13 protein-coding genes are annotated in these 14975 nt (G+C 27.5%); all 13 read right to left on the bottom strand.

The window, feature by feature from the left end; all coding sequences use genetic code 4:
* Window positions 1-17 precede the first annotated feature (17 nt).
* The 13 genes from potCD to nadE all read right to left on the bottom strand — a co-directional run bounded on the left by potCD (window position 18) and on the right by nadE (window position 14969).
* The gene (gene potCD, locus MCOLE_RS02790) at window positions 18-3179 is read right to left on the bottom strand and encodes a spermidine/putrescine ABC transporter permease/substrate-binding protein (protein WP_100671243.1); all 3162 of its coding nucleotides are present in this window, start codon (window positions 3177-3179) and stop codon (window positions 18-20) included.
* Entirely contained in the window at window positions 3143-4258 is a 1116-nt protein-coding gene (potB, locus tag MCOLE_RS02795) for a spermidine/putrescine ABC transporter permease (protein WP_123796551.1), read from the bottom strand. The genes potCD and potB overlap by 37 nt, the downstream gene beginning before the upstream one ends.
* A gap of 4 nt (window positions 4259-4262) precedes the next feature.
* On the bottom strand, window positions 4263-5315 hold the full coding sequence (gene potA, locus MCOLE_RS02800; RefSeq protein ID WP_100671245.1) for a spermidine/putrescine ABC transporter ATP-binding protein: 1053 nt from the start codon (window positions 5313-5315) through the stop codon (window positions 4263-4265).
* Window positions 5316-5413: 98 nt separating this feature from the next.
* Window positions 5414-5545, bottom strand: coding sequence for a hypothetical protein (locus tag MCOLE_RS03820; protein WP_277361116.1), 132 nt, complete (start codon window positions 5543-5545; stop codon window positions 5414-5416).
* A gap of 119 nt (window positions 5546-5664) precedes the next feature.
* Window positions 5665-6504 carry a Cof-type HAD-IIB family hydrolase gene (locus tag MCOLE_RS02805; RefSeq protein ID WP_100671247.1) on the bottom strand — a complete coding sequence of 280 codons (840 nt, stop codon included), beginning with the start codon at window positions 6502-6504 and terminating at the stop codon, window positions 5665-5667.
* A gap of 85 nt (window positions 6505-6589) precedes the next feature.
* Window positions 6590-7510, bottom strand: coding sequence for a carbohydrate kinase family protein (locus MCOLE_RS02810; RefSeq protein WP_100671249.1), 921 nt, complete (start codon window positions 7508-7510; stop codon window positions 6590-6592).
* 1 nt (window position 7511) lies between these two features.
* Window positions 7512-8963: a glycoside hydrolase family 32 protein gene (locus tag MCOLE_RS02815; protein WP_100671251.1), complete on the bottom strand. Its 1452-nt coding sequence runs from the start codon at window positions 8961-8963 to the stop codon at window positions 7512-7514.
* Between the two features lie 4 nt (window positions 8964-8967).
* Complete coding sequence (locus tag MCOLE_RS02820; RefSeq protein ID WP_100671253.1) at window positions 8968-10689, bottom strand: PTS transporter subunit EIIC; 1722 nt, start codon at window positions 10687-10689, stop codon at window positions 8968-8970.
* A gap of 18 nt (window positions 10690-10707) precedes the next feature.
* Entirely contained in the window at window positions 10708-11406 is a 699-nt protein-coding gene (locus MCOLE_RS02825; protein WP_100671255.1) for a GntR family transcriptional regulator, read from the bottom strand.
* Window positions 11407-11634: 228 nt separating this feature from the next.
* Window positions 11635-12108, bottom strand: a complete 474-nt coding sequence (locus MCOLE_RS02830; protein ID WP_100671257.1) for a hypothetical protein — start codon at window positions 12106-12108, stop codon at window positions 11635-11637.
* Window positions 12109-12220: 112 nt separating this feature from the next.
* Entirely contained in the window at window positions 12221-13942 is a 1722-nt protein-coding gene (ptsP, locus tag MCOLE_RS02835; protein WP_100671259.1) for a phosphoenolpyruvate--protein phosphotransferase, read from the bottom strand.
* A gap of 132 nt (window positions 13943-14074) precedes the next feature.
* Complete coding sequence (locus MCOLE_RS02840; protein ID WP_100671560.1) at window positions 14075-14215, bottom strand: hypothetical protein; 141 nt, start codon at window positions 14213-14215, stop codon at window positions 14075-14077.
* A 19-nt stretch (window positions 14216-14234) separates the two neighbouring features.
* Complete coding sequence (nadE, locus tag MCOLE_RS02845) at window positions 14235-14969, bottom strand: NAD(+) synthase (protein ID WP_100671261.1); 735 nt, start codon at window positions 14967-14969, stop codon at window positions 14235-14237.
* Window positions 14970-14975 lie beyond the last annotated feature (6 nt).

Below are 14975 nucleotides of genomic sequence, written 5' to 3' on the forward strand. Positions count from 1 at the left end.
TATACCATTTTTACAAATTATTTACTTGTACGTAACATATTAAACGCATCTACTAAGATTGGATCATATGTATTATTGTTGAAGAATGGTTGTAAGTTTCCTTTGTATTCCTCTTCATGCAAAATGATAGGAAGGAACATTGTTTTATATTTCTCATACATTCCACCTTCTTCCACAGCTGCATCTAAAGTCTCAACAAAACCTGTAGGAGTTCCTGTAAATTCAGATATATCTTGTGCATGTTGAATATAAAAATTAATAAAATCATAAGCAACATCTTTATGTGAAGAATTTCTAGCCATTACTAAGTTATCTGAATAAATATTTGTTGTTTCAAATTTATCAGTACCCTCAATTTGAGCATTTGGTCTTCCATATAAGAAGTTGATTTTGTCTTCTCTTTCATCTCTTTTTAGTGAATCTTCTTCAGTTTCACCATCGCCGTCTCCGCCTTCTTCTTCACCATTGTATATACGGTTAGCAAGTGCTGCATCTCCATTATACATAACAGCAAAGTCAAATTTACCTTCACTAGCATTTTCAATTAATAAATCACCCTGTAATGCAACATTATTGTATTTTAATAAATCTTTTAATTCATTTGATGCTGCATTAATTGATTCTTTAGAAGTAAAGTTACCTTCACCAAATAATTTTTGCCCTGCAATAGCAAAAACGTTTTTAGGATCTTCATTAAGGATAACTTCTTTTCCAGCTTTAGCTGCGTCTCATAAGATGCCTCAAGATAATGCTGAGTTTTGCATTATATAAGTTGCATTCTCATCATAAGTTTCACCTGGTGTAACTTGTTTATAAGTGGTTCCATCAGTTGTTTTAGATAAAACCTCTGGATGAGTGTTAAGTAATCACTTAACGTTTTCTCCACCTTTGTCGCTACCTTTTGAATTTGGATTAACTACAATTATTAAATCTCCTCATAAATAAGGAATTGAATAATCAACAATAGTTCCAGTTCCTAATGTTTTTTCATTGTCTTCAACAAAATCAACTTTACTTGCAGTCATAACTTCAAGTAAATCTTTACTAATTGTTTTTGTTTTGCTTTCTTTAATTTCAGTTTCATTTTCATTAAATGCTTCTGGTTCTGCAGGTTTTTTGTTAATTCCTGCATGTTCTTGATTACCTATTTTAAAATCATCAGAAACTACATTTAGTCTTGAATAATCTAATGCTTCCAATTTCCCTTCATTAGCTAATTTTTGTACCATATAATCACTTGGTACCATTAAGTCATAACTGAAAGTATAAAGTTTATTATATAAAGTTTCATTTGAATCATAAACTTGATAATTAACTCTAACACCATATTCTTCTTCAAATTCTTTAATTAAAGAAGTATCAATATATTCTCCTCAGTTACCAATAACTAAGTCATAAATATTATTCATTACATAAGCTACTGTTAATCCTGTGAATGAAACTAAAGCTAAAATTGTAACCATTGCAATTTTTCATGTTCTTGCAAAGAATCCTTTTGTAAAGTTAGCCTCATCGATATCAGTTGGAAAGTATTTTTCCTTTTCTTTTGAAATTTTAATTTTTAATTTAGAAATTTGTTCATTTTTTGATTCGATTAATTTATTTAAAGTTAATTCAAAACTATTAATTTTTTCTTCTTTTAAAATTTTTAAATTAGCATCATTAGGATTTTTCATAATTTGCTTGTTGATTTTATTTGTTACACTAACTTTTCTGAAAGCTTGAGTGCTAATTAAATCTAACTTAGCTGCTAAATCAGTAATTTTGTTCTCATTAATTTGTTTAACTTCTTTTAATTTTTCAACAATCATTCTTAATTTAAAGTTATTTTTGCCTTCTTCAACTTCAATTTTTCATTCCTCATAGTATTTAATTTTTTTGTTATATCAGTTAACAGTTTTTTTAGAAGGGTCAACTTCTGCTTTAAATTCTTTTTTCAATTGTTTAATTTTTTTATTGATCGAAGCTGCTTTTTTAATAGCTTCTTTCTCTTGTTGAGTAATTCATGCTATTTCTTCAGACAAAAAAGTTATTTTTTCTTCAACTTTTTCTAATTGAATAGAAAGTTTAGCTGCTCTTTTAATATCAGTTGATTTACTAATTTGTTTTTCTAATTGTTTTTGTTTGGCTTTAGCTTTTTTTAGTCTAGCACCATATCTTTTTTCACGGTTAATTGTATTTTGTAATTTATATCTTTTTCATTCCAACTTAGCTATTTTTTTATCATAGTTTTTAGAACTTGCTAACTTAAGTTTTAATTTCAAAATATAGTATTTAAATCATACACTTAATCTTTTTGATTTTTTTGTTTTTGTAATTGTTTCTAAAGATATTAATAAATTATTAATTTCTTTTTCTAATTTATAAATATTTTTTGATTTATAAGTTCCATTTTTAATTTGTAACTTAACTTGTTCTTTTCTTTCCTTTGTGAAAAGAACTGCATTTCAAATAATAACACCAGCTGCAATAATAGCAACCATCATTGTTCCAAATGCAAATATATATGGTTTAATTCTTTTTGTTGAATAAATAAATGATGCAACGTTAGTTTGATCTCCACCTGTAAAATATGAAATGATGAAGTCATCAAAACTCATTGCAAATGCAATAACTGTTGCAATAATAATTGCTGGTTTTAAAATAGGCAAAATAACTTTAAATATTACTGTTCCTGTTTTAGCTCCTAAATCATAACTAGCTTCAACAATTGATTTATCTACTTTTCTTAATCTTGGCATAACTGTAATTAATACATAAGGAACGTTAAATGATACGTGGGCCATTATTAATGTGAATATACCAAATTTAATTCCACTCAATAAGAAGATAATCATTAAAGCAACAGCTGTAATAATATCTGCATTAATTAAAGGAATGTTTGCAATTGAAATTCATTTGCTTTGCTTTCTTTTTGCTACACGGCTTAATCCAATTGCAGCCATTGTTCCAATAACAACACTAATTACTGTTGAAACAATTGCAACGAATAAAGATGTAATGATTGATTTGATAAAAGGAGAATTTTTGAAAAATTCCTCATATCATTTTGTACTAAATCCTGATCAGTTAGAAACTGAGCTACCACTATTGAATGAAAAGAAAATCATTATAGCTATAGGAATATAAATTATTAAAAGAATTATAGCAAAGTAAGTTGATCGGAAGAATCTTTTCATGAATTAGCTCCTTTCTTTTCAAATTTATTACTTATGAATTTTGAAACTACCATTAATAAGAATACGAATACGGCCAATACAACACTAATTGCCGCACCAAATCCGAAGTCGCTTCCCTTAAAGAAATAAGATTCAATGATTGATGTAATTAATGTAATTTTCCCATCACCCATGTATTGAACAACAACTAAAGATGTTGCTGCTTGTAATAAAACTAATGTTAATGCAGTAATAACTCCAGGCATTGATGATCTAAAAGTAACAGTTCAGAAAGTTCTAAATTTAGAACAACCTAAATCCATAGCAGCTTCTTCGATATCTATTCTTCTTGATTCTAATGAATCATAAATTGGAGTTATAGCAAATGGTAGAAACATATATGTCATTCCAATAATAATTGCTAATTGAGTTCCTAATGCACTTGGTGCCATGATTAAAAATAAACTTCTCAATCCTAACACTTTTAATAACATTGAAATTCACATTGGCATAGTAACTAATAATCACATATTTTTAGCTAAAATTTTTGATCTCATTTCTGACATTATTAATGCAATTGGATAACCAAAAATAATACACATTAATGCAGCTAAAAATGCATAGGCTATTGTTAAACCTATAGTTCTCATAATTCCACCTGTTGAGAAAATTCTAATAAAGTTTTTTAATGAAAATTCAAACATTTTCATGTCACCACTAGGTTGAACTACTGAATAAACAATAATTGAAATAATAGGTACTATAACTAGACAAATCATAACTACAAAAAATGGTAATAATATTGGTCAAGCCTTACCTTTTCCAAAGTTAAACAATTTTGTTCTACCTAATGTTTTATTGATTTCTTTTATTTTTTGACGAATTCTTTGTTTATTTTCACGAGCAATTTCATTATCAATTGCTGTTTCAAGTTGTTCTTGATCAAAACCTTCTTTTTGTTTTGATTTTGATTTAATTACTTTCTTAAAAATTGATTTGTTTTCTGATAAAGAAACTTCTTTTGTTTTATTTAAAGAATATTCATTTAAATTAACGTTAACTATGTTTTCGGCTTCTACAGCTTTTGAAACTTTTTTCATTAATTTATTCTACCTCTTTTCACATTACGTGAATAGCTTGGTCATTTCACTTGATTGAAACCTTATCATCAATTTCGAAAGTATGAGTTGTATGTATTTTTCAAATTCTTTTTTTAGTTGTTTCAACTAAAACTTCTCAGTGTACACCTTTGAAAACTGTGTTTATTACAGTCCCATTAAAGTACCCTGAATTTGTTTTTTTAATTTCGATATCTTCTGGTCTAATAACAATATCAATTGATTTTTCATCCTCACCAAAGTTTGTGTCATCACAAACAAAGTTTTTACCATCAATTTTTACTTTATTATCTTCAACAAATATTCCGTCTTCAATAATATTAGATTGTCCTACAAATTTTGCTACTCATAAGTTTTCTGGTTCATTGTATATATCTTCAGGTGTTCCAATTTGTTGAATTGATCCTTGATTCATAACAACTATACGATCACTAATACTTAATGCTTCTTCTTGGTCATGTGAAACCATTAAGAACGTAATACCAATTTCTTTTTGCAGTCTTTTTAATTCTTCACGCATGTGTTGTCTTAATTGAACATCTAACGCAGCTAATGGCTCATCCAATAATAAAACTTTTGGTTTCATAACTAAAGCTCTTGCTATAGCTACACGTTGTTTTTGTCCACCTGAAAGATCATTAATATTTCTATCTTCAAATCCTTCTAGTCCAACTTGTCTGATTTGTTTTAATACTTCACGTTGTAAAATATCCTTTTTAGTTTTTTTAGTTCTCAAACCAAATGCAATATTATCAAACACATTTAAGTGCGGAAAAAGTGCATAAGATTGAAAAATTGTATTAAATTGTCTTTTGTTAATTGGGATAGGTAATAAATCTTTACCTTCAAACATAATTTGCCCACTGTTTGGTTTTTCAAAACCTGCTATGATTCTCAAAGTTGTTGTTTTTCCACATCCTGAAGGTCCTAAAAGAGTAATAAATTCTCCTTCTTTAATATTTAAATCTATACCTTTTAAAACAACTTTACCATCATAGTCTTTAGTCACATTACGTAACTCTAAGATGTTATTTTCCATTTTGGTTTCCTCTTTTATTCATATATGATTGTTGAGTTTTAAACTCAAAAAAACATGTCATCATATGACAAAATAGAAGTCGTTATTTATATGACTTCCTACTTAAGGGAGAGACTCTCAGTTTCTAAAATAGTTTCAAAAATTTGGGTATGGCTAAATGCAACATCTAATCATTCAAGAATAAGATATTGTTGTGAATTTGAAATTTCTTTAAATACTAATAAATTCATAGCATACCTCCTTTTAAAACAACTAAATAAATTTTATATTAATTATTTGAAAAATGTGTAAAAATAAGTTTTTGGATATTAAAAAATGAAGTTGTTTAAACTCCACTTTCAAAATTATTTTATTTAAAAATATTTTTAAATAAATAGTCTCCTACTCCACCTTCTCCAGCTGTTAAGTAAGTAACATCATCAGCAACTTCCTTAACAGAATCTTTAGCATTTTTCATCGCTACACCTTTACCTGCTCACTTAATTGCTGCAATATCATTTTCACCATCTCCAAAGTAAATAACATCTTTTGGATCAATGTTTAGTTGCTCTGTTACATATTTTAATCCATACGCTTTATCAACTCCGGCTGGATTCAATTCTATATTTGCATGAGCATCAGACACATAACTAAATTCAAAAATAGAAACATTGTTTTTTTCTGCCAATTCTCTAAATTTTTGTATATGTTTAGCTTTACCAAAACAAATAAACTTACTTACTTTCAATTTACTAAAATCAGTTTTATTATTGTAACTTATTAATTTTTGTCTTTTTGTTTTAAACTTCATAAATGTTCTGAATGCACTTATTTTTTTATTAGCATACGCATACTTTTCATCTTCAGAATAAGCAAAAATTCTAATTTTATTTTTATTTGCACACTCAAACAATTCTTTTGTTAATTTTACGTCAAAAGAAACAGTATAGTAAATTTTTAATTCACCTTTATTATCATGATTAAAACTAAAAGATTGACCTCCATTTTGTGAAACAAATGGATATGAAGACTTATCTATTTGTAATTCCTTTGCTATCTGATGAATTGTTGTTAAATTCCTTCCTGTTGCAATTACAACAGGAATATTTAATTCCTTTGCTTTTAAAATTGCATCTTTAGTTTTTTGATGAATTCCTGTTTTATGATCCAAAACAGTTCCATCAATATCAATTGCTATCATTTTTATCATTTAAGCTACCTCTTTTGTATTTAAATAAATTATACTTTATCGATATTTAAATAAAAGAAAACTAAGAATAAATCTTAGCTTTTTCTTATTTTAAATGCTCTAAGAAACTTAATGCACCTAAATATTGAACTGTTTGATTAGCAAACATATTAGATTTTTTAATAATATTTGCTATTTCTTCTGTTGATGAATTTTCATTAATATTTAATGAAACATATTCATTAATTAAATTAGAAATAAAAGCGTCACCAGCACCAGTAGTATCAACTAAGTTTTCAGCTAATATTGTTGGTACATAGTTCAATTTATTTTTTCATCCAAAAATAGTATCATTACATCCACGAGTTATACAAACTAATGCAGATGGATTTTTTTGCATTATTGTTTTAATAGCTTCTTCTTGATTTTCAATTCCCGTTAATAATGATAATTCATCTTCTGAAAACTTAATTAAACTTGCATTTTCCATGTACTTTTGACAATGAATTTTAAATGCTTCAATTTCTTCTTTAGTCGTTCAAAGTTTGTCTCTAAAGTTAGGATCAAACGAAAACTTAATTCCATTTTTGATTGCTAATTCAAATAATTGATTATATGATTTTTTTAAATTTCCTTCTAAGAAACCTGTAGCACTTCCAAAGTGTATAAAATCTATTTTTGAAAGCTTTTCACTTTCTTCTTTATCAAGTTGATATTCAGCATCACTATTTCTAATAAATTGGAAAAATCTTTCTTTATTTTCGTCTAGTGTAACTTTAGCAATTGTAGTTGGCTTATCACTAACTTGAATAAACTCTTCTTTAACATTAAATTTTTTAATAAAATCTTTTATTGGTGATACAAACTCATCATTACCAAGACTACCCATAAAATAACTGTTATTTTGTTTTAAAGCACCTATTGAACAAGCAACATTAAATGATGCTCCACCAACTTCACTTTTAATTGTGTTATTTTCTGAATAAACATCCATTAACACTTCTCCAATTGAAACTATATTTTTCATATTATTGTCCTTTTATCTCATTCTTGAATATTATATTATTTCAATTATATGAATACCCTTTTAATTGATTAATTTTTACATTTTTTAAATTTGTTAGAATTTTGTTATGTTCATTTATATAGAACCTTACTGAAACAGCATGTTCACCTTCATTAATAAAAATTTCCATAACACTTCTATCTACTAAAATTCTGATGCTTTTAACATTTAAATCTTCTAAATTAATTAAAGGTGGTAAATTTTCTTCATCTTTGAAAGTTGCTTCAGATCTATCTATTATAAATTTATTATCAATATTAGATATTTTTATATTTTCGTTTTCTTCATTTTTTATTAATATTTCAAATTCATTATTAATATCACTTGCACATATTTCAGCTAAACCATTATCATATGCATAAACATTTTCAAAACCTTTAATTTCATTTACTCTTAGTTCATCCAATTCTTTTATTGGTAGTTGATATAATTTATTATTTTTAACAAATAAATCTCTTGGAACTGTTAGTTGATTACTTCATGTTGTAAGCTCTGGTGGGAATGGATTAGATTTTGAGTTACCTAATCATCCTAACATAATCACTCTTTCTCCAGTATTACTAAACACTTGAGGAGCATAAAAGTCAAAACCTAAATCAATTTTTAATAAACTAGTTTTATAAATGAAATTTATATTATTATCAATTTCAACTTCTCTATATTTAACATAGTGACTTCCATCTTTTAATGGAGCGTCTTGTTCTAAACATGCAAAAACATATTCTCTTCCATCTAATTTAAAATAATTAGGACACTCTAGCATGTAAGCGTTTTGTTCATCGCCTTCATCAAATTTAACATCTTTGTAATTTTCTCAATTTGATCCATTGAATTTGTAAACATTTAGCATTGCCTTTAAATCTTTTGTTTGAGCTCCATTAAGCATATATAATTCATTATTTTTTTCAAAAACAATTGGATCTCTATAGTGACCTGTATATTTAGTTAAATCTGCTTCAAAAAGTAATTCTTTCGTTACTAATTTTTCTTTTAAGTCTATAAATGCCTTTAATGTATATGCTGTTCTATCAACATCATTGAACTTTATGTTACCTGTATAGTATATTTCAATTTCATCATTTTCATTTATTCTAGCACTTCCTGAAAAAACTCCATTAATATCATACTTTGTTGAAGGTATTAAAGTTAAACCTTCATAGTTGTAATTAATAAAATCAGATGTTGTATATAATGCTCATGATTTATTAAAATGTTGAATACTAAAAGGACAACTTTGCATAAAGATATAATATTTTCCTTTATGATATGTCAATCCGTTAGGGTCATTAGTAGAACCTGAATATCCAGCTAAATGAAACTGATTATTGTATCAATCGCTTTGCTTTTTATCATGTCATTTTTGAATATCTTCAAGATCATTATTGCTTATTAAGCTATATTTTTCTTTTTGCATATCATTACTCCGCTTTGCTTTTTCTAAATTTGATTTTGTCAAATTTTAATTTTGCTTTTAACTCATCAAATTTTAGGCCTAATTTAGTTTTTTTAACTTCCACGCCTTCTTTAAATAAGAAGAATGTTAGTAAGAATGCTGAACCAAAGGCTATAATGTTAACACCTATAATTTCCAATAGTTTAACTCAATCTCCTGTATAAAGTAATAATCCAGGTATTACAGTTACTCCCATTCCAGGACAAGTAACATTTAATGCTCCTGCAAATAGACCCCCAAAGAATGCACCAATAGATGCATATACAAATGGTTTTACTTTAGGCAAGTTTGTACCAAATATAGCAGGTTCTGTAATCCCAAAGAATGTTGACAATGCTGCTGAAAAACCTAACTCTTTATCTGATTTATCTTTAGCTTTTATAGCTATTGCCATTGCGGCCCCACCCTGTGAAATAATTGATGCTGTTCATATTGCATTAAATATTGAACCTGCTGGGTCTGCTCCATTAGCACCTGGTAAACTTCCATCAATAACAAGCTGCATTTCAAGTCCTTGTAATACTTGGTGACAACCAGTAATAACAATACCTTGTAAAAGACCCGCAATAATAGCTGTTCCAAACCCATATTTAATTCCTAATATCGCTTTTGTTGCAATTAATATCCCTTGTTCAACCATTAATAAAATTGGTCCAAAGAAGAATAAGGCAATTAATAAGGCAATTGAAATAGTTAAGAATGGTGTAAAAATCATATTAACTGATTTTGGCATTCATGATTTAATTCATTTTTCTAAGTATGCAACTACAATCCCTATTATTAAAGCTGGTAAAACTGAACCTTGGTAACCTGTAATAGGTATTATTCAAAATTTTATAGCTGTTATTGGTGCACCCATTGTTGCATCAACTAAAATTTCCTTTGTCTTATCATCAATTATTGTCGCAGTTCCCATTCATTTTAATCCTGCTTTATCTCAAGCTGCATATATTTGATTTATATTTAAACCTTTACTTGATTGAACATTAAAGAAATCTAATTGTGCATTGTATGATGCAATTGATCCTTTGTTTGGCAATAACGGACTAACTAACATTAATCCAATAATAATACCTAATACAGGATTACCACCAAATCTTTTAACAGTTGATCAACAAACAAGAACTGCTAGTGAATCAAATGCTGTTTTTGTAATTATGTCCACAACGATTCAAAGCAATGAATCTTGTAATTCAGAACCTTTTGGGTTTAAAATTTGTTTTAGTAATGCAGAAACCCCCATCGCTAATCCAGCTGCTACAATAGCAGGAATGATAGGAACAAATATGTCTCCTAAAACTCTCATACCTTTTTGGATTTGTCCAAAAAATCCTGATTTATTCCTTAAAGCTTCTTTATTGGCTTTAGCTTGTAATTTAAAGTCTTCTAATTTATCATTACTTATTTTTTCGTCTAATGATAAATTGCTTACTTCCATTTCATTTTGAACTTCTTCATAAACAGCTTCAACAACACCACTACCTAAAATAATTTGTAGTTGATTTTGTGAATAATTTATTCCTTTTGTTAATGGAGATGCTTTTATTTCAGCTTCATTAACTTTTGTTTTATCGATAAGATTTAATCTTAATCTTGTAACACAGTGAAGATAAGATTCAATGTTTGACTTACCTCCAACTGCTTCGATAAAACGTTTGGCTTCAAACGCATAATCTTTCTTTTTCATTTTTTCCTCTTTATATTTTTATTTTCTTCACTCTATAAAATCCCATTTAAAGAATTTAGGTTTATATCTACTTAATCTATACTCAAGTAGCTCTCCAAAAATTCCGTAAACATTTCCCTCATCAACAATAAAACCATTCAAACTATCATCATTAAAAATATGAAGTAATTCGTTTTCTCTTGTATCTTCAAAATATATTTTTTTTGAAGAGTGACTAACTTTAGAAGGCGTTTCAGACTCAACAAATTTCATTAGACCATTTTCGTTTAAGTAATTTAATGTTAAATTTTTATAAATTGATTTAGGTACATAACTTTCTTGGTATAAAATAACCTCGTTTGTATCTTTGTCTTTTCTCACACATTTAAAAAAGCAAACATCTGTTCCAACATAAAAATTTGTTTTTTTAGCTAACGATTCGTCTACTTTAATTTCTTTAAGTTCGTAATATTTATTTATTGAATTAGGGAATAATTCTCTAAAACTAAATAATAAGTTATTTTTTATTTTTTCTTGGACCACATATCCTTTACCATTAACTGGCTTAACAATTTGTAATTCTATTAGTTTATTAAATGCTATTCTTATTGGCTGTTCACTATACTTAAATTTTGTTTTAAGCATATTTTGACTAGGTAATACTTCACCTGGCTGAACCTTATTTTCTCTAATTAGATGCATCAAATAATCAAATACTATCTCTCATTTTTTATTCATTTATTTTTCCTCATTTAATAAAATTAATTATACTTTTTTTGAAAAAGTAAATTATATATTTTTAATCAAATATTCAAATAGAATAAAAATTGATTTAACTTAATATTTATTTTTCTCTTTTAATGCAAAACATTGTATTAAACACTATTTTTGCTATTTTAATTTTATTAAATTAAATAATTATTAAAATACCTATGATTATAACTTTTGCTATAAAAAAAGAAGCTCTTAAGCTTCTTCGATTAGATCATTTGATTTTTTAGTTTCATTTTTAAAGAATATTATTTTGATTTGTGGTTGTATTGTAATACTGTAACCAACAAGTAATAACAACATTACACCAAAGATGTTTCAAAAAGATGTTCCCTCTTCAATATTAATTGCAAATGTTATAATTGAAGCCATCATCATAGTTGTTGCCGCTGTTAGAACAACTAAGATTGTAATTGTAATAATTTTTGTTTGGAAATCTTTTCTAAAAAATAACTTAAGTACAGGTAAGATCATTGAACATCACACTAGAATTATTCCTGATAAGGCTAAAGCAAAATATTTTGTTCCATTTTCTACATCTTTTACATTTGATAGAATGTAAGTTCTATTGAAACCAATGCTATAGAAAGCAACTAATGTCAAAATACCAAATATCATAACATTAACGCAAACTGCCATGTTTAAAATGACTTTTTTAAAATTTTTCATAATTCTCCTTTTTTATCTTTAATTTATATTAACACACAACTCTTCCTTTATCTATTGCTTAGGCATTTGGGTGCAAAAAAAGTAATGCATAAAACATTACTTTCATTAAAAATTATTTATTTGCTAAGAATGATTCAACTAACTCAACAACTTCAGGAGTATCATCAGATGCTAATGCTTTATTTGCTAATTCTTCTGCTTCTGCCATAGTAATTTTGCTCATTAAAGCTCTTGCTCTTAACATTGAAGTTGCACTCATTGAGAATGCATCTAGACCCATTCCTAAAAGTAATGGTAAAGCTTGAATATCTCCAGCCATTTCTCCACACATACCAACTCACTTATTGTTTTTATGTGCCCCTTTAATAGTTAAATCAATTAATTTTAAGATAGCTGGGTTTAATGGTTGGTATAAGTATGAAACATTTTCACTCATACGGTCAGCAGCCATTGAATATTGAATTAAATCGTTTGTTCCGATTGAAAAGAAATCAGCGTATTTACTGAATTTATCTGCATTAACTGCAGCAGCAGGAATTTCAACCATCATTCCAACTTGAACATTTTCATCAAATGCGATGTTTTCATTTCTTAATTCGTCTTTGCATTCTTCTACGATTGCTTTAGCACGTTTAAATTCATCAACAGTTGCAATCATTGGGAACATAATTCCTAGTTCGCCATGTGCACTAGCTCTTAGTAAAGCTCTTAACTGATCTTTAAAAATATCTTTTCTATCTAATGTAAAACGAACTGCTCTATATCCTAAGAATGGGTTCATTTCATGTGGGAATTCAAAGTATGATAATTTTTTATCTCCACCAATATCTAGTGTACGAATAACAACTAATTTGGCTTTCATTGCATCCATTACTTGTTTGTAAGCAACATATTGTTCTTCTTCTGTTGGGAAGTGATCATTGTCCATATATAGGAATTCTGAACGGAATAACCCAATTCCTTCTCCACCATTTTCAATAACTGATTCAACATCAGTTGGAGAACCAATATTAGCTTCAATTAATTTTTCTTGACCATCAGCAGTTTTTGAAGGTAAATCTTTAAATTTTTGTAATTCAGCTTTTAAATCAGCAAATTCTTTTGCTAATTTTTCATATTCAGATTTAATTGCGTCTGTTAGATCTAATTCAACAACACCTGTTGTTCCATTTAATGCAAAAACTTCACCGTTTTTAACATCTGATGTAATTGTTCTTAAACCTAAAACTGCAGGAATTTCTAAACTTCTTGCCATAATAGCAGCGTGTGAAGTTCTTCCTCCAATATTTGTAGCAAAACCTTTTACAAATTGTTTGTTTAATTGAGCAGTTTGTGAAGGTGTTAAATCTTCAGCAACAATAATAACCTCTTCACTAATTGTTGATAAGTCGACAATAGCAATTCCTAAGATATGTTTAATAATTCTTGAAGCAACATCTTTAATATCAGCACTTCTTTCTTTAAAATATGGATCATCCATTGAGGCAAACATTTCATAAAAGTTATTAGTTACTTGTTGAGCTGCAAATTCAGCACAAACAGATTCAGATTTAATAACATTTATAATTTCGTCTTTAATAGCTGGATCTGATGCAATTTCTTTATGAGCATCAAAGATAGCCGCTTTTTCAGCGCCTAATTTTTCTAATGTAGTAATTTTTAAATTTTCTAAATCTTCAATTGATTTATTAACTGCGTTTTCTAATTTTAATACTTCAGCATCAATATCAGAAACTTTTGTGTTTTTGATTTCTACGTGTTCTTCAGCTAGAACTAAAGCTTTTGCTACTGCAATACCTTCACTAGCTCCGATACCTTTAAATTGTTTACTCATATTTTTTTCTCCTGTTTAAGTTATTTCATAACATATATAATTATAATATTTAATTGCTATCTTTTATATTAAAAATATTAAAAATTGGAAAAAATTATTAGATTAAAAATAAAAAATGATGGAAAACCATCATTAAACTTCTTTAAAAACTACTGAATCAACAGGAATATTATTACCTACGCAAAAATCATATAGCATTTGATCTACAGCTTGTTGGTTATCTGCTTCGGCAGTAAATAAAATTTCTGCACCTCTCATAATTACTTTTTTCATGATTATTCCTCCTATAATTTTATTTTCTTTTGAATTCATTTGGCGCTACTGCACCGTTTCTTTTGTGCTCACTTATTTTATGTAAATGATCAACTTTTGTTTTAACAACTTCATCATTTATTTCACCAGCTAAGTACGCATCAATTTGATCATAAGTAATTCCTAACTCACTTTCATCAGTTTGATTTTCTCATAAACTTGCAGTTGGTGCACGATTAATAATTGAAACAGGAACACCCAATATTCTTGCAGCTTCTCTTACTTCTCTTTTTAATAAATGAACTAATGGAACCATATCAACTCCACCATCACCAAATTTAGTAAAATATCCAATATGTCACTCATCAAGATTGTCAGTTCCTAAAACTAAGTATGAATTTGTCTGAGCAACAGTATAAAGAGTTGTCATTCTCAAACGAGCTTTTGCATTAGCTATTGCTAATTTATGATCAGGAGTTGTTGATTCATTAATTGCTTTTTTAAATGATAAAAAAGTTTCTTTTAATTCAACATCAATAGCTTTAATTCCACATTGATCAATCAATTCTTGTTTACATTTGTAATCTTCTTCACTAGATTCAATTGGCATTCAAACAGCTGTGTAATTATTTGGGAAAGCTTTTTTTGCTAGACAAGCAACAACAGCAGAATCAATTCCTCCACTTATTCCAATAACAACACCTTTAGCATTTGCATTTTTAACTGTTTCTCTAATAAATTCAACTAAATATTCTAAATATTCTTTTAATTCCATAATATT

This window comes from Mesoplasma coleopterae (assembly GCF_002804245.1).
GTDB classification, from domain to species: domain Bacteria; phylum Bacillota_I; class Bacilli_A; order Mycoplasmatales; family Mycoplasmataceae; genus Mesoplasma; species Mesoplasma coleopterae.